15 protein-coding genes are annotated in these 15909 nt (G+C 66.8%); 10 read left to right on the top strand and 5 right to left on the bottom strand.

Features of this window, described 5'->3' with window-relative positions:
- Positions 1–10 precede the first annotated feature (10 nt).
- From lepB to ACREEF_RS01750, 4 genes are read left to right on the top strand one after another with little or no spacing between them, the layout of a single operon-like run.
- Positions 11–937 carry a signal peptidase I gene (lepB, locus tag ACREEF_RS01765; protein WP_431563896.1) on the top strand — a complete coding sequence of 309 codons (927 nt, stop codon included), beginning with the start codon at positions 11–13 and terminating at the stop codon, positions 935–937.
- Positions 937–1650, top strand: a complete 714-nt coding sequence (gene rnc / locus ACREEF_RS01760; RefSeq protein WP_431563895.1) for a ribonuclease III — start codon at positions 937–939, stop codon at positions 1648–1650. The genes lepB and rnc overlap by 1 nt, the downstream gene beginning before the upstream one ends.
- A complete protein-coding gene (era, locus tag ACREEF_RS01755) occupies positions 1647–2600 on the top strand; it encodes a GTPase Era (RefSeq protein WP_431563894.1) in 954 nt (317 codons plus the stop codon). Before rnc ends, era begins: the two co-directional genes overlap by 4 nt.
- 17 nt (positions 2601–2617) lie before the next feature.
- The gene (locus ACREEF_RS01750) at positions 2618–3859 is read left to right on the top strand and encodes a serine hydrolase domain-containing protein (RefSeq protein WP_431563893.1); all 1242 of its coding nucleotides are present in this window, start codon (positions 2618–2620) and stop codon (positions 3857–3859) included.
- Positions 3860–4002: 143 nt separating this feature from the next.
- Here the strand turns inward: ACREEF_RS01750 and ACREEF_RS01745 are convergent, their stop codons facing one another.
- Both ACREEF_RS01745 and ACREEF_RS01740 read right to left on the bottom strand, forming a co-directional pair.
- Positions 4003–5511, bottom strand: a complete 1509-nt coding sequence (locus tag ACREEF_RS01745; RefSeq protein WP_431563892.1) for an acetyl-CoA hydrolase/transferase family protein — start codon at positions 5509–5511, stop codon at positions 4003–4005.
- Between the two features lie 114 nt (positions 5512–5625).
- A complete protein-coding gene (locus ACREEF_RS01740) occupies positions 5626–6066 on the bottom strand; it encodes a VOC family protein (protein ID WP_431563891.1) in 441 nt (146 codons plus the stop codon).
- Positions 6067–6313: 247 nt separating this feature from the next.
- Here ACREEF_RS01740 and ACREEF_RS01735 point away from each other — a divergent pair, with 247 nt between their 5' ends.
- Together ACREEF_RS01735 and recO are read left to right on the top strand one after the other, a co-directional pair.
- Positions 6314–6793: a nuclear transport factor 2 family protein gene (locus ACREEF_RS01735; RefSeq protein WP_431563890.1), complete on the top strand. Its 480-nt coding sequence runs from the start codon at positions 6314–6316 to the stop codon at positions 6791–6793.
- Entirely contained in the window at positions 6793–7524 is a 732-nt protein-coding gene (recO, locus tag ACREEF_RS01730) for a DNA repair protein RecO (protein WP_431563889.1), read from the top strand. The genes ACREEF_RS01735 and recO overlap by 1 nt, the downstream gene beginning before the upstream one ends.
- Here the strand turns inward: recO and ACREEF_RS01725 are convergent.
- Complete coding sequence (locus tag ACREEF_RS01725) at positions 7521–9248, bottom strand: cytochrome c biogenesis protein DipZ (RefSeq protein ID WP_431563888.1); 1728 nt, start codon at positions 9246–9248, stop codon at positions 7521–7523. The two genes, recO and ACREEF_RS01725, sit on opposite strands and share 4 nt — an antisense overlap.
- A gap of 146 nt (positions 9249–9394) precedes the next feature.
- Between ACREEF_RS01725 and parC the strand changes: the two genes are divergently transcribed.
- The 3 genes from parC to ACREEF_RS01710 all read left to right on the top strand — a co-directional run bounded on the left by parC (position 9395) and on the right by ACREEF_RS01710 (position 13482).
- Complete coding sequence (parC, locus tag ACREEF_RS01720; protein WP_431563887.1) at positions 9395–11596, top strand: DNA topoisomerase IV subunit A; 2202 nt, start codon at positions 9395–9397, stop codon at positions 11594–11596.
- Positions 11597–11877: 281 nt separating this feature from the next.
- Positions 11878–12447 (top strand): LemA family protein, encoded by a 570-nt coding sequence (locus tag ACREEF_RS01715; RefSeq protein ID WP_431563886.1) that lies wholly within the window; start codon positions 11878–11880, stop codon positions 12445–12447.
- Between the two features lie 6 nt (positions 12448–12453).
- Positions 12454–13482, top strand: coding sequence for a M48 family metallopeptidase (locus ACREEF_RS01710; RefSeq protein ID WP_431563885.1), 1029 nt, complete (start codon positions 12454–12456; stop codon positions 13480–13482).
- Here the strand turns inward: ACREEF_RS01710 and ACREEF_RS01705 are convergent.
- Entirely contained in the window at positions 13479–14213 is a 735-nt protein-coding gene (locus tag ACREEF_RS01705) for an arginyltransferase (RefSeq protein ID WP_431563884.1), read from the bottom strand. The two genes, ACREEF_RS01710 and ACREEF_RS01705, sit on opposite strands and share 4 nt — an antisense overlap.
- A 111-nt stretch (positions 14214–14324) precedes the next feature.
- Positions 14325–15224 (bottom strand): flagellar motor protein MotB, encoded by a 900-nt coding sequence (locus ACREEF_RS01700; RefSeq protein WP_431563883.1) that lies wholly within the window; start codon positions 15222–15224, stop codon positions 14325–14327.
- A gap of 132 nt (positions 15225–15356) precedes the next feature.
- Between ACREEF_RS01700 and ACREEF_RS01695 the strand changes: the two genes are divergently transcribed.
- Positions 15357–15851: a flavin reductase family protein gene (locus ACREEF_RS01695; RefSeq protein WP_431563882.1), complete on the top strand. Its 495-nt coding sequence runs from the start codon at positions 15357–15359 to the stop codon at positions 15849–15851.
- The last annotated feature ends 58 nt before the right edge of the window (positions 15852–15909 follow it).

The raw sequence follows: 15909 nt of genomic DNA, 5'->3' as shown, positions 1-15909 counted from the left end.
CGAGCAGACCATGAGCGACGACCCCAAGGCGAACGGCGGCGCCGGCAATCCAGCCATCGACCCGACCGAGCCGCGACCGATCTGGAGCGACGACGGCGACGCCCCCTTCGATCTGGGCGACGATCCCGAAGCCCTCGACAGCGACAAACCGATCTACGCCACGCCGCGTCCCAAGAAAGCCAAACGTGTGAAAAAAGAGAAGTCCGCGAGCAACGAGACGGTCGAGATCATCAAGACCGTCGTCTTCGCCCTGTTGATCGCCTTCGTGCTGCGGGTGCTGCTGTTCCAGCCCTTCACCATCCCGTCGGCCTCGATGGAGCCGAACCTCTATGAGGGCGACTATATCGTCGTGTCGAAGTGGTCCTACGGCTATTCGAAGCACTCGATCCCGTGGAGCCCGCCGCTGTTCGACGGCCGCATCCTGGGCAAGGATCCGACGCGCGGCGACATCGTCGTGTTCAAGCTGCCGCGCGACAACAAGACCGACTACATCAAGCGCGTGATCGGCCTGCCGGGCGACAAGGTGCAGATGATCGCCAACAAGCTCTACATCAACGGCGCGCCGGTGAAGGACGTGGCGGTCAGCCGCGCCGAACTGGCGGACGTCTTCGGTCCGCGTCCGGTGACCCAGGTCCGCGAGACCCTGCCCAACGGCAAGAGCTTCATGACCCAGGACTACGGTCCCGGCGGCGATCTGGACGACACCCCGGTTTATGAAGTGCCGGCCGGCTTCTTCTTCATGATGGGCGACAACCGCGACAACTCGATCGACAGCCGCGTCGAGATGTCGGCCGGCGTGGGCATGGTCCCGGCCGAGAACCTGGTCGGCAAGGCCGAGATCATCATGTTCTCCTGGTCGCCGGGTGCTTCGCTGTTCAACCCGGTCAGCTGGTTCGCCAACCTGCGTCCCAGCCGGTTCTTCAAGATTCTGGACTGATGGCGAACCTACGGGCCGAGGCCGTCGCCGCGCTCAGGCTTCGGCTGGGCCATGATTTCGCCGATCCGACCTTGCTGGAGCGGGCCCTGACCCACGCCAGCGTGGGCGAGGGCGGGGGACAGGCCGACGGCCGCACCATCGCCGACAACGAGCGGCTGGAGTTCCTGGGCGACCGGGTGCTGGGGCTGCTGGTCGCCGACCGCCTGACGCGCGACTTCCCCTCGGCGGACGAAGGCCAGTTGTCGGCGCGCCTTCACGCCCTGGTGGACAAGGCCGCTTGCGCCCGCGTCGGCGAACGGCTGGGCGTCGGCGCCGCCCTGCGCCTGTCGGCTGGCGAGACCAAGACGGGCGGCCGCAGAAAGGCCGGAGTCATCGCCGATGCTGTCGAGGCTATTCTGGCGGCTGTCTATCGCGACGGCGGCCTGACGGCGGCCAGGGCCATGTTCGATCTCGCCTGGGCCGAGGAGTTCGCATCTCCGCCGGCCGCAGCCGTGACCAATCCCAAGTCCGCTCTGCAGGAGTGGGCCCAAGCCCAAGGGCGTCCGCTGCCGACCTATCGGGTGGTGGAACGCACCGGATCAGATCATGCTCCGACCTTCGTGGTCGAGGCGACGGTGGTCGGCTTCGACCGCGTGAAACAAACAGGACGTTCGCGTCAGGAGGCGGAAAAAGCCGCCGCCACGGCGCTGTTGAAACGAGAAGGCGTAATTTGACCGAGACCCTCAACCCGAACCAGCGCGCGGGCTTCGCCGCCATCATTGGCGCGCCCAACGCCGGCAAGTCGACGCTGGTGAACCGGCTGACGGGATCCAAGGTCTCGATCGTGACCCAGAAGGTCCAGACCACGCGCTTCCCCGTGCGCGGCATCGCCATCGAGGGCGACGCCCAGATCGTTCTGGTCGACACGCCCGGCATCTTTACGCCGCGCCGCCGTCTGGACCGCGCCATGGTCGCCTCGGCCTGGGGCGGGGCGCAGGACGCCGACGTGGTGCTGCACCTGATCGACGCGCCTTCGCATATCGCGTCGGAAGGCCGTGACGGCACCCCCGCTGACCGCAAGTCCGCCGAGGACACGGAAACCATCATCGCCAACCTGAAGGCGACGGGGACCAAGGTCATCTTGGGTCTGAACAAGATCGACGGGATGCGCCGCGACACCCTGCTGGCCCTGTCGCACCGTCTGTTCGAAACCGGCGTCTATGAAGAGGTCTATATGATCTCGGCCCTCAGCGGCGACGGCGTGGACGACCTGAAGAAGCGTCTGGCCCGCTCCATGCCCGAGGGGCCATGGCTCTATCCCGAGGATCAGTCGGCCGACGTGCCGGTCCGGGTCCTGGCCGCCGAGATCACGCGCGAGAAGGTCTATCTGCGCGTCCACGAGGAACTGCCCTATTCGGCGGCGGTCGAGACGACCGCTTTCGAGGAAAAGGCCGATGGCTCGGCTCGCATCGAGCAGACCATCTATGTCGAGCGCGAAAGCCAGCGCCCCATCGTTCTGGGCAAGGGCGGCCAGACCCTGAAATGGATCGGCCAGAAGTCGCGCGAGGAGCTGATCGAGCTGCTCGACCGTCCCGTTCACCTGTTCCTGACCGTCAAGGTCGACCCTAAATGGCAGGACAGCCGCGCCCTGTACGCCCAGTTCGGGCTGGAGTTCGACGTCTAGGATCGTAGTTCAGTATCGTGTTTGTAGTTCCCAAGTCCGCAGGCGGGCGGCCCTGGTTCCTCGGATCCCTGGCCGCGGTCGCCCTGGTTTCCGCCGGCGCCGGCGCCTGGATCGTCCACGCCATCGCGCCTGAGACCCAGGCGGCGACGGCGACCAAGGCCAAGCTGCCGGAACGACCGCCGGTCGAGGTGGTCGAGGCCCTGCCGCAACTGAAGACGCGGCTGGATTATCTGGCCGAGCGCAAGCAGTTCATGGGCGCAATCCTGGTGGCCAGGGGCGATCAGGTCCTGTTCCGTCAGGTCTATGGCAAGGCGAATTACGAGAACGACCAACCGCTGAAGCTGGACACCCGTTTCCGTCTGGCCTCGGTGTCGAAACAGTTCACCGCCGCCGCGATCCTGAAGCTCCAGGACGAAGGCAAGCTTTCGGTTGAAGATCCGGTCTGCAAATGGATCCAGCCGTGCCCGGATGCGTGGAAGCCTTTGCGTATCCACCACCTGCTGTCGCACACCTCAGGCATCCCCGACCTGATGGCCCAGTCCGAGTGGGGCCGTATCCGCGTCACCCCGCGCACGCCGCAGGAGCTGACCGAGACCTCGGCCCGCTATGGACTGCAGTTCCAGCCGGGCACCAAAATTCGCTACGACAACGCCGCCTATAATCTGGCGGCCGAGATCGTCAGCAAGGCCAGCGGCAAGCCGTTCGAGACCTATCTGAACGACGCCATCCTGAAGCCGCTGGGCTTGAAGGACACGGGATCGGACGCTCACGCCGACGCGCAGGGCCTGGCCATGGGTTACGCCAACTTCCCCGGCGGTCTGGCGGCCCAACCGATCGCCAACGTCAGCGTCGTCTTCGGCGCCGGCGCCCTGTATTCGACGCTGGACGACATGCTGGTGTGGAACCGGGCCCTGCATAAGGGCCACGTCCTCAGCGACGCCTCCTACGCCCAGATGATCGCCGATCACGCCCCGGCGAACACGCCCAAGGAACGGGGCCGTGCGCACCGAGCCTATGGCTACGGCATCTACGTCAACAGCCTGGGCGAGCAGGTGAGGCCCGCTTTCGACGACAAGCAGATATATCACACGGGCAGCTGGGCCGGGTTCCGCAACCTGGTGCTGTATCAGCCGGACGCCGACGTGACCGTGGTGGTCCTGTCCAACAACTACCACCAGCGCGACCTGGTCTTCATGCTGAGCCAGCAGGCCATGGCCGAGGCCTTGGGGCGCGAGTTCCCGACTGGGATGAACCGCTAAGAACGTCCTCTGCTTTTCTCCCCACTTGTGGGGAGGGGGACCACGAAGTGGTGGGGGCGGCGCAGACGTCTGACGTCGAATCGCCCCCTTTGTCACGTCGCCTCCGGCTCCGCGCCACCTCCCATGGAATGGGGAGGAAAGCTTCAGACCTTCATCGACCCCGTTTCGATAAACCGTTGGTGCCAGGACAGGGCCTCGGTCAGCAGATGCGGCGATTGCAGGCCGTAGGAGCCCTTCAGCGCGCGGGCGTAATAGTCGCTCAGCGCGTCGCGGTAATCGGGGTGGGCGCAGTTGGCGATGATGACCTGGGCGCGCTGCTTGGGCGACAGGCCGCGCAGATCGGCAAGGCCCTGTTCGGTGACGATGACCTGCACGTCCTGGGTGATGTGGTCGACGTGGCTGGCCATGGGGACGATGGCCGAGATCTTGCCGCCCTTGGCCGTCGAGGGCGTGACGAAGCAGGAGATGTAGGCGTTGCGCGCAAAGTCGCCCGAGCCGCCGATGCCGTTCTGGATGCGCGAGCCCATGACGTGGGTCGAGTTGACGTTGCCGTAGATGTCGGCCTCGATCAGACCGTTCATGGCGATGCAGCCCAGGCGACGGATGATCTCCGGGTGGTTCGAGATCTCCTGCGGACGCAGGATGATCTTGCCGCGGAACTGGTCCATGCGGCTGTTCAGGTCGGCGGCGGCCTCGGGGCTCAGCGAGAAGGCGGTGGCCGAGGCGACGGTCAGCTTGCCGCTGTCCAGCAGGTCCAGCATCCCGTCCTGCAGCACCTCGGTATAGGCGGTCAGGTTCTCGAACGGGCTGTCCTGCAGGCCCGCCAGCACGGCGTTGGCGACATTGCCCACGCCTGACTGCAGCGGCAGCAGATGGGCGGGCAGGCGGCCCAGCTTCACCTCTTGCTGCAGGAACTCGATCAGATGCCCGGCGATGGCCGTGGCGCTGGCGTCCGGCGCGGCGAAGGGCAGGTTGCGGTCGGGGCTGTCGGTCTCGACGATGGCGGCGATCTTGGACGGATCGACGCGGAAGACCGTCTCGCCGATCAGGTCGGTCGGCTTGGTCAGCGGGATCGGCACGCGGGCGGGCGGCAGGGCCGTGCCGTAGTAGATGTCGTGCATCCCCTCCAGCGCCGGATTCTGCCAGCTGTTGACCTCCAGGATGATGCGGTCGGCGCGGTCCAGCCAGGTCTTGTTGTTGCCAATGGAGGACGAGGGGATCAGCGCGCCGTCCTCGCGGATGCCCGACACCTCGACCACCGCCGTCTCCAGCGGGCCGAGGAAGCCCTGCCAGGCGACCGGCGCCACCTGCGACAGGTGCATGTCGAGATATTCCATCTCGCCCTTGTTGATCTTCTCGCGGGCGATGGGGTCGGAGTTGTAGGGCAGGCGGAACTCGATGCCGTCCGCCTTGGCCAGGGCGCCGTCCAGTTCCGGCCCGGTCGAGGCGCCGGTCCAGACCTTCAGCTTGAAGGGGTTGCCCGCCGCGTGCTCAGCCTCGATCCGGTCGGCCAGGGCCATCGGCACGACCTTGGGATAGCCCGATCCGGTGAAGCCGCTCATGCCCACGGTCGAGTTGGCCGGGATCAGGGCGGCGGCGTCCTGGGCGGACATGATCTTCGACTGCAGGGCGGCGTTGCGGACGCGGGACATCGGAAACCTGACGACTGCGGCCCTTGAGGGCTCGGGGAGTGAGGCGGACATAGGCGCCGCATCATCCTGATTCCAATACGGCTTTGGTCGTAGCGACGCGCAATCACAAGGTCGTCAGCCGCCGGGTTTCCAGTCAGCCGCCGGGTTGGTGTTGACGATCCACGGGATGCCGAACCTGTCGGTCAGGGTGCCGAAGCCGGGGGACCAGAAGGTTTCGGCGAAGGCCATGCCGACCTTGCCGCCCTCGGACAGAGCGTCGAACACCCGGCGACCCTCGGCGACATCGTCGGTGTGATAGGAAACATCGAAGCCGTTCTTGGGCTTGTCGATGTTCGGGTCGAACTCGGGCGGCATGTCGGCGCCCATGATCGCCTGATCCCCGACCTCCAGCCAGCCGTGCATCAGCCAGTCCTTGTATTTGGGATCGACCTGCATGTCGGGTGGGCCGTCGCCGAAGGGAAAGGCGGCGGTGACCTTGCCGCCCAGCACGCGGGCGTAGAACTCCAGCGCCTCGCGGCACTGGCCCTGAAAGCTGAGACTGGTGACGATCTTCATGGTGGCTCTCCTGTGACCGGGTTGGAGGTCTGAACGCACGGGGCGGACGTCGTTTCCCTTCTCCCCTTGCGGGAGAAGGTGGCAGGCGAAGCCTGACGGATGAGGGGTGCTTGGAAGTTGACTGACGGCTTCCATTCTAGCGTCACGCTGACACCCCTCATCCGGCCCTGACGGGCCACCTTCTCCCTCAAGGGGAGAAGGAAAGGCGGCGCTTCCCCCGTTGGAGGAACAGGACTAGAACAAAGCCATGATCACCGCCGCCCTGATGATGCTCCAACTGTCCGCCGCCCCGGTTCAGGCCGCGCCTGCGCCCGAGGCTGAAATAGCGCCGGTGAACCGCGTGCTGGACGCCATGCACGCGGCCGCCTCGGCGGCCGACGGCGAGGCCTATTTCGCGACCTTTACGCCCGACGGGCGCTTCATCGGCACGGATGCGACCGAGCGGTGGACCCTGCCTGAGTTCCGCGCCTACGCCATGCCCTACTTCTCGCAGGGCAAGGGCTGGACCTATCGTCCGGTGATGCGGACCGTGACCATCGCGCCGATCGAGTGCCGCTGCGTCGCCTGGTTCGACGAGGTGCTGGACAATGATGCCTATGGGACCACGCGCGGTTCGGGCGTGCTGCGGCTGACCGACGACGGCTGGAAGATCGAGCAGTACGTCCTCAGCTTCGCCGTGCCGAACGACAAGGCGCGCGCCGTCGTCGACGTGATCAAGGCCGACTGATGGAGGTTCAGGACGACGCCTTCGTCCTGTCGGCGCGGGCGCATGGGGATACGGGGGCGGTGGTCGAACTGCTGACCGAGCGGCATGGGCGGCGCGCCGCCTATGTCGCCGGCGGGGCGTCGCGCAAGATGCGGCCCTTTCTACAGGCGGGGGCGCGGGTCGTGGCCGACCTGCGGTCGCGGACCTCGGATCAGCTGGGCTCGGCGCGGCTGGAGCCGGTGGGCGAGGGGCCGGCGGCCCTGTTCGACGATCCTCTGGCCCTGGTCGGGCTGAACGCCGCCGCTGCGGTGGCGCAGGGGGCCTTGCCCGAGCGCGAGCCGCATCCGGGGGCCTTCTGCGCCTTCGAGGCCCTCATGGGCGCTTTCGCCATGCCCGACGTCTGGCCCGCCATCTTCGTGCGCTTCGAGGCCGGGCTTCTGGAAGACCTGGGCTTCGGGCTGGATCTGTCGCGCTGCGCCGCCACCGGGTCGATGGACGATCTGATCTACGTCAGCCCGCGCACGGGCCGCGCCGTCAGCCGCGAGGCGGGCGCGCCCTATGCCGACAAGCTGCTGAACCTGCCGCCCTTCATGCTGGGGGCGCAGGCGGGCCTGGGTGAAGGCGACGTGAAGGCGGGCCTGGACCTGACCGGGCACTTTCTCGAACAGTTCGTCTTCCACGCCTTGAACAAGCCTCTGCCGCCCGCCCGCGTCTGGATGATCGAGCGGTTGGCCGAGGCGGGACGGCTCTAGCCGAAGGTGAAGGCGAAGACCTGAACGCCCGGGTCGAGGAACTCGATCTCGAAGGTCCGCTCGCGCGCGCCGCCTGACTGGCGCACCAGTTGATACAGGCGCTGGCTGTCGATCTGGCCCAGGCCTTGCGTGTCGATGTCCACGCCCGCGTCGGCGCCCGGCGCCTGTCCGTCGATGCGAACGCGGAAGCGCACCGGCTGGCCCATGTTGCTGGGCCCCATGACCAGATGCAGGTCGCGGGCCTTGAAGCGGAAGGCCAGCCGCCCGCCCGCCGTCTGCAGGTCGGCGTGTTCGGCGCGCACGATCCAGTCGCCGCTCAGGCTCCAGTCGTTCAGTTTCAGCGGGGCGGGCGCATAGGTCTTGCGCACGTCGAAGCCGAAGCCGCCGGGCGAGACGAAATGCTCGGCCCGGGCATAGCCGACATAGGTTTCGGGCGAGGCGACCTCGGCCATGTCGGCGGCGGCCTCGGCGCCCTGACCGCGCACCTGAACCACAGCCTGATCGACGTTTGAGGCCCCGGCTTCTTTCAGCAGTTGCTGGATGACCCGCTCGGAGTGCTCGTAGTCGCCCTCGCCGAAGTGGTGGTGGCGGATGTTGCCCCTGGCATCGATGAAGTAGTGGGCGGGCCAGTAGCGGTTGTCGAACGCCCGCCAAATGGCGAAGTCGTTGTCCATGGCCACAGGGTAGGTGATGCCGAAGCGACGCACCGCGTCGCGGACGTTGGCGGCCGACTTCTCGAAGGCGAACTCGGGCGTGTGGACCCCGATCACCACCAGACCCTGATCCCGGTACTTCTCGGCCCAGGCGCGGACATAGGGGATGGTCCGAACGCAGTTGATGCAGGAGTAGGTCCAGAAATCGACCAGCACGACCTTGCCGCGCAGCTGTTCGGTGGTCAGGGGCGGGCTGTTGATCCACGCGGTCGCCCCGGTCAGAGGCGGCATGGCGCCTTCGATCGGCAGGGCGTTCAGCGGTGCGCGGGCGGCGCTCGGCTGGGCGGCGCCGAAGCGGTTGAGTAGGCCCTGTTCGATCCGGTTGGTGTTGTCCGTCGAAAGCCGCGTCAACAGGCCGGTGTCGAGACCGAGCGCAATGGCGGCGACGCCGATCAGGACCAGGACGCCCAGGCCTCTACGCACCCACTCGCCGACGCCCAGCGACTTCTTCATCGTCTGAAACACCTTGCCGCCGATCAGCAGGGCCAGGGCCAGCGAGGTCGCCGCCCCGCCCGCGTAGGCGACCAGCAGCAGGGTCGTGCCCATACTGGCCCCCTGAAGCGCGGCGCCCGTCAGGATCAGGCCCAGGATCGGTCCCGCGCACGGCGCCCACAGCAGGCCGGTCGCTGCGCCCAGCAGAAAGGAGGTCCAGACGCCGCCGCCGCTTTGCTGCTCCAGGCTGGCCTTCTCGGTCAGGCGCGAGCCGAGCGCCACCAGAGGCCGGGTCAGCCGATCCGCCAGCGACGGAAACACCAGCGTCAGCCCCAGCACCGCCATGACCGCCAGGGCGATCCAGCGACCGACCTGATTGGCCTGCACCGCCCAGCCGCCGCCGACCGCCGCCAGCGTCGCCACTCCCGCGAAGGTCAGCGCCATGCCGACCAGCAAGGGCAGGCCGCTTTTGGCGAAGGGCTGACCGGCCCGCGCGAAGACGAAGGGCAGGACCGGCAGGATGCAGGGGCTGAGAATGGTCAGCGCTCCGGCCAGATAGGACAGCAGGATCAGGAGCATGACGTCGTCCTCGGGCGGGTCGCCTTGGGTGAAGATACGCCTGAAGCCGCCATCTGGATGCAGGGCGCGGGTTTTCCCGACTTTACCCCCTTCTGATTCTGCCAGTGGGCTAGACTTCGAGCGTCCGATCTCCGATTCGAAGTCACATGACCATCCACACCCCGACGCCCGAAGGCGGCCGCATCGTTGAAGAGCCGATGGGCGATGCGCTGTCCAAGCGCTACCTGGCCTATGCCCTGTCGACCATCACCAACCGGGCGCTGCCCGACGTGCGTGATGGCTTCAAGCCGGTGCACCGGCGCATCATGTACGCCATGCACCAGATGCGGCTGAACCCGCAGGCGGCGGCGCGCAAATGCGCCAAGGTCGTCGGCGAGGTCATGGGCGGCTATCACCCGCACGGCGACGCCTCCATCTATGAGGCCCTGGTGCGTCTGGCCCAGGACTTCGCCCAGCGCTATCCGCTGGTGGACGGGCAGGGCAATTTCGGCAACATCGACGGCGATAGCGCCGCCGCCATGCGTTACACCGAGTGCAAGCTGACGCCGGCCGCGGTTCTGCTGCTGGACGGCATCGATCAGGACGCGGTCGACTTCCGCCCCACCTATGATGACCAGGACGAAGAGCCGCTGGTCCTGCCGGCGGGCTTCCCCAACCTGCTGGCCAACGGCTCGTCGGGTATCGCCGTGGGCATGGCGACCTCGATCCCGCCGCACAATGTCGGCGAACTGATCGACGCCTGCCAATTGCTACTGGAACGCCCCGAGGCGACGACGTCGGAGCTGGTGCAGATCGTGCCGGGGCCGGACTTCCCGACAGGCGGCGTCTCGGTCGAGGGCCATGCCTCCATCCTCGACGCCTATGAGACCGGTCGCGGCGGCGTGCGCCTGCGCGCGCGCTGGGAGACCGAGGACCTGGGTCGCGGCGTCTGGCGCATCATCGTCACCGAGATGCCCTATCAGGTGCAGAAGAGCCGCTTGATCGAGGGTCTGGCCGACCTGATCGAGAACAAGAAGGCGCCTCTGCTGGGCGACGTGCGCGACGAGTCGGCGGAAGACATCCGCCTGATCCTCGAGCCCAAGAACCGCACCATCGAGCCCGAGATGCTGATGGAGAGCCTGTTCAAGCTGTCCGATCTGGAGGTCCGCTTCCCGATCAACATGAACGTTCTGGACGCCAGCGGTACGCCGCGCGTCATGGGTCTGAAGGACTGCCTGCAGGCCTTCCTTGATCACCGCCGCGTGGTGCTGAACCGCCGTTCGCAATGGCGGATCGAGCGGGTGGAGAAGCGACTGCACCTGCTGGAAGGCCTGCGCATCGTCTTCCTCAATCTGGACGAGGTGATCCGCATCGTCCGCGAGGAGGAGCAGCCCAAGGCTGTCCTGATCGCGCGGTTCGGTCTGAGCGAGCCTCAAGCCGACTACATCCTCGACACCCGTCTGCGTCAGCTGGCGCGGATCGAGGAAATGGCGATCGACAAGGAATACAATGCACTGGCCGAGGAACTTGCGGCGTTGAAGGCGCTGACCTCGTCCGAGGCCAAGCAGTGGAAGGCCATTTCCAAGGAGCTGGAGGTCGTTCGCAAGGCCCTGATCTCGCCGCGCCGCACGACCATCGGCGAGGCGGTGGACGCCTCGGCCTTCGTGGCGCCGGAAGCCTTCATCCCCCGCGAAGCCATCACCGTCATCCTGTCGGAGCGTGGCTGGATCCGCGCCGCCAAGGGCAAGGTCGAGGATCCGTCGGAACTGAAGTTCAAGGAAGGCGACAGCCTGGGCTTCCTGGTCCCGGCCTTCACGACCGACAAGCTCCTGATCGGGGCGTCGGACGGGCGCATCTTCACCATCGGCGCCGACAAGCTGGCCTCCGGGCGCGGCCACGGCGAGCCGCTGCGCCTGATGATCGATCTCGACGAAAAGGCCGAGATCATCAACGTGGTGGCGCACGAACCGAATGCGAAGCTTCTGGTGGCGTCCAAGGCCGGCTACGGCTTTGTCGCGCCCGAGAACGAGCTTCTGGCCCAGAAGCGCGGCGGCAAGCAGGTGCTGAACGGCGATATGCTGGCCATGCTGCGCGTGACCGGCGATCACGTCGCGACGATCGGCGAGAACATCAAGGCGCTGATCTTCCCCATCGCCGAACTGCCCGAAATGGGCCGGGGCAAGGGCGTGAAGCTGCAGAACTACAAGCAGGGCGGTCTGGTCGACGTGGCGGTGTTCAACGCCGAGACGGGGCCGGAATGGGCCGACGGCGGCGGCCGCCGCCGCAACTGGCCCGACTGGAAGGACTGGCTGGGCAAGCGCGCCGGGGCCGGTCGCCAGGGGCCGCGCGGGATGAGGAAGTTCCGCTGAACTTAACCCTCTCCGCGCGGGGGAGGGCTTGAGCGCACGAGAGCGCAGCGATCGTTCTTGCGGAAAGGGGAGGGGCTTGTCCTCTCAGTCGGCGTAAGCCGTCGCGCTACGGCCTTTGGCCGATTTCATTCGAGAACCCTCACCCTTTCGCCTTGCGGATCGCCTGCGGCGCTCCGAGGCTCAAGCCCTCTCCCATCGGGAGAGGGAAGGGTGACGCCGAATTCATTGGTTGCCGGGGCTGAGGCCCCCCATATTCCTCCTGAAATGCTGGAGGAGGCTTAATGATCACCTGGATCATCATCGGCGTCATCGTCATCGTTCTGCTGTTCGTTGTGGTTGGCGCCTACAACAGGCTGGTGGCGCTGGATCAGGCGGCCAACCAGTCGTTCGCCGACATCGACGTGCAGTTGAAGCAGCGTCAGGACCTGATCCCCAATCTGGTCGAGACGGTGAAGGGCTATGCCACGCACGAACGCGGCACCCTTGACGCCGTGACCCAGGCACGGGCCGCCGCCGCCGGGGCCCGTACGGTCGACGACAAGGTGCAGGCCGAAAACTTGCTGACCGGCGCCCTGGGCCGTCTGTTCGCCGTGTCCGAGGCCTATCCGGACCTGAAGGCCAACGCCAACTTCCAGCAGCTGCAGATGGACCTGTCGGACATCGAGAACAAGCTGGCCGCCACGCGCCGCTTCTTCAACAATGCGGTCAGCGAGTTCAACGCCGTGCGCCGCCAGTTCCCGACGGTTGTGTTCGCCCCCATGTTCGGCTTCGCCTCGGACAAGCCTTTCTTCGACGTGGGCGAGGGCGAGCGCGCTGCCCTGAGCGCGGCTCCGCCGACGGTGAAGTTCTAAGCCCCAATGGCGGTTTTCGGTCAGGCCGTTGGCCTCAAGACCCATATCTGGAAGAACAACACCCGGTCGGCGGTCCTGCTGGCCGGGTTTCCGGTTCTGCTGGTGCTGATCCTGTTCGGCATCCAGGTGCTGATGATGGGCTTCGGCCTGCTGCCCAACTCGGGCGGCGGTCTGGAGCAGGACCTGGCGCTGGCCGCCTCCATGCTGGGCTGGACCGTGCCGACGGCGCTGGTCGTGGCCGTCATCTGGTTCGTCATCGCCTATTTCGGCAATCAGGCGATGATCGACGCCATGACCGGGGCGAGGAAGGTCGAGCGCCGGGTCGAGCCGGAGCTCTATAATCTTCTGGAAAATCTCGCCATTTCGCGCGGCCTGCGCACGCCGACCCTGCGGATCATCGAGAGCCCGTCGCTGAACGCCTATGCGTCCGGGCTGCACGAGGGGAACTACAGCGTCACCGTCACGCGCGGCCTGATGCAGACCCTCAGCCGCGACGAGATGGAGTGTGTCCTGGCCCACGAGCTGACCCACGTCATCAACAAGGACGTGCGGACCATGGTGATCGCCTCGATCTTTGCGGGCATCATCAGCGTGATCGCCGAACTGGTGTTCCGGGGGCTGTTTTATGTGCGCGGCGGGCGCAGCGGGGACAACAAGAACGCCCTGCCGCTGGTCCTGATCGGCCTGGCGATCGGCGTGATCGGCTTCGGTCTGGCCGCCGTCATCCGCATGACCCTGTCGCGGACGCGGGAATATGTGGCCGATGCGGGGGCGGTGGAGCTGACCAAGAACCCGGACGCCATGATCTCGGCCCTGCGCAAGGTGTCGGGCCAGTCCAAGATCGAGGCGCCGGACGAACTGCGCGGGATGTTCCTGGACAATACGGCGGACAAGGCGGACTTCGCCGGCCTGTTCGCCACCCACCCGCCGATCGAGAAGCGCATCGCGGCCCTGGTGAAGTTCGCCGGCGGTCGGGACGCGGGGCCGTCGGCGCCGATCGCTTCGCACGCCAGCACGGCTGTGCCGAGGACCTAGGGGAGCCGCTCCCAGCCCAGGGGGCGCAGCGCCTCCATCGGTCTGAACTTGGCCTTGTATTCCATCTTGGGCGAGCCCTGGACCCAGTAGCCCAGGTAGACGTAGGGTAGGCCGACCTGCGCCGCCTGGCGCAGGTGATCTATGATGGCGAACTGGCCCAGGCTGCGGCGCTCCAGGTCGGGGTCGAAGAAGCTGTAGACCATGGACAGGCCGTCATGCAGCAGGTCGGTCAGGCAGACGCCGACCAGATCGCCTGGGCCCTCGTCGGTCGCGGGCAGGCGGTATTCGATCAGGTGGGTGCGGACGGCTGTGTCCTCGACCATCGACACATAGTCGGACCAGCCCATGTCGCTCATGCCGCCGCCGGGGTGGCGGGCGGACAGGTAGCGGCGCAGCAGGTCGAACTGCTCCATCGTCGCCTCGGCCTCGACCAGATCGCGCGACAGGTCGGCGTTGCGGTTCAGGATCTTGCGCTGCGAGCGCGAGAAGACGAACTCGCCGACCGGGATGCGCACCGAGACGCAGGCGGCGCAGGCCTCGCAGGCCGGGCGGTAGGCGATGTTCTGGCTGCGACGAAAGCCGGCCTGGGTCAGGGCGTCGTTGACGTCGGCGCCGTCGCTGAAGGGCAGGTTGGCGAAGACCTTGCGCTCGAACTGGCCGGGCAGATAGGGGCAGGGCGCGTTGGCGGTCATGAAGAACCGCAGCTGCCGGGTCGGAAAATGCTGGGTCACGGCCTCAGGTCCGCTTCCATTCTCGTCGGCTGTATCGCGCGTTGGTCACCATGTCCCGATTTGGCGCGCAACCGGGGGATTTCGCAAGCGCCGTGAAGACGGCGCTCGCGATCACAGGCTGGTGTCCGTGGGCAGGACCGGCGCTTCGCGCAGCAGGACGATGGCGATGCGGCGGTTGCCGGCCAGCGACGGGTCGTCGGGATAGAGGGGGTCGGAGCCCGCCTTGCCCGCCACTGAATAGACCCGGTCGGCGTCGACGCCGGCGCCTTGCAGCACCATACGCGAGGCGTTGGCCCGCTCGGCCGACAGGGTCCAGTCGCCGGCGCCGCTGGCGCGGCTGGAGCCGGCGACGGCGCTGGTGTGGCCGGTGACCGAGATGCGGTTGGGCAGTTGGGTGATGACCTTGGACACGGCTCGCAGCAGCAGCTGGGCGCGTGGATTGGGGCGGGTCGAGCCGTTCTCGAACATCGAGCGGCCTTCCTGATCGACCAGCTGGATGCGCAGGCCCTCGGGCGTCTGGTCGATGATCAGCTGTTTCGACAGTTCGGCCAGTTCGGGCATGGACTGCATGGCCTGGCGCAGACTTTCGGCGGCGCTGGCGAAGTCGGCGGCCTCGCGCCTGGCGATCTCGGCGCGCAGGGCGGCCTCGCTGGCGGCGGCCAGGTTGGTGCTCTGGCCAGCGGTTTCGGGCGAATCGGGCGCTTCGGGGGCCAGTTGTTCGACCACGGACATGGAGCCGGAACTCTTGGCCCCGTCGTCACCGAGGGCGGTGCCGCCCAGAATGCCGCCGGAGCCGGAGGTCGAGGCCGAGACGTTGGCCGGAGCGAAATATTCGGCGATGCCGCGCTTCTGCTCCGGGTCGGTCGTGTTGATCAGCCACATCAGCAGGAAGAAGGCCATCATGGCCGTCACGAAGTCGGCGTAGGCGACCTTCCACGCGCCGCCGTGGTGGCCGCCGGCGGTCACCTTTTTCACCTTCTTGATGAGGATCGGGCGATCGCTCACGGACATGGGCAGGCCAATCTTAACGTCGTTCGTTAGTCGTGAATCTCACGCAGCCCGTTAAGAAGCGGTTGCGGCGCGGGCGTTTCCGGGTGCGACCTTGCCGCGCGGCGACCCACGGCTTAGGTCAGGCCTGTGTCCGTGACCTCATCCTCTTTCGAATTCGACGCCAAGGCCTATCGCAAGGCGCTGGGCGGTTTCGCCACCGGCGTCTGCGTGGTGACGGCCCATACGGCCGAGGGGCCGCTGGGCATTACGGTCAACAGCTTCACCTCGGTATCGCTGGACCCGCCGCTGGTGCTGTGGTGCATGGACATCAAGTCGGATCGCCATGACGCCTTCGCCGGGGCCGAGCGCTTCGCCGTCCATATGCTGCCGGTCGAGGACCAGGCGATGTCGGACCGCTTCGCCTGGGGCGTCTGCACCCTGTCGGAGGACGAGTTCGAGGTCGGCGACCCGGCCCCGCCGCGCCTGCGCAACGCCGTGACGCGGCTGGACTGCACGACTCACGACCGTATCGTCATGGGGGACCATCTGGTCATCGTGGGGCGGGTCGCCGCCTTCGAGACCCATCCCGGCGACGCCCTGACCTATTTCCGCGGCAAGTATGGACAGGCCGTCGACCCGATGGCGTGAGATGTCCCTTCTCCCTCAAGGGGAGAGGGGGTGATGTTACGGGTTTGTTTCTCTTCAG

Source organism: Brevundimonas sp. (genome assembly GCF_050729455.1).
Taxonomy (GTDB): domain Bacteria; phylum Pseudomonadota; class Alphaproteobacteria; order Caulobacterales; family Caulobacteraceae; genus Brevundimonas.
The sequence above is the reverse complement of the archived record's forward strand: the minus strand, read 5'-3'. Positions and strand labels throughout refer to the sequence as shown.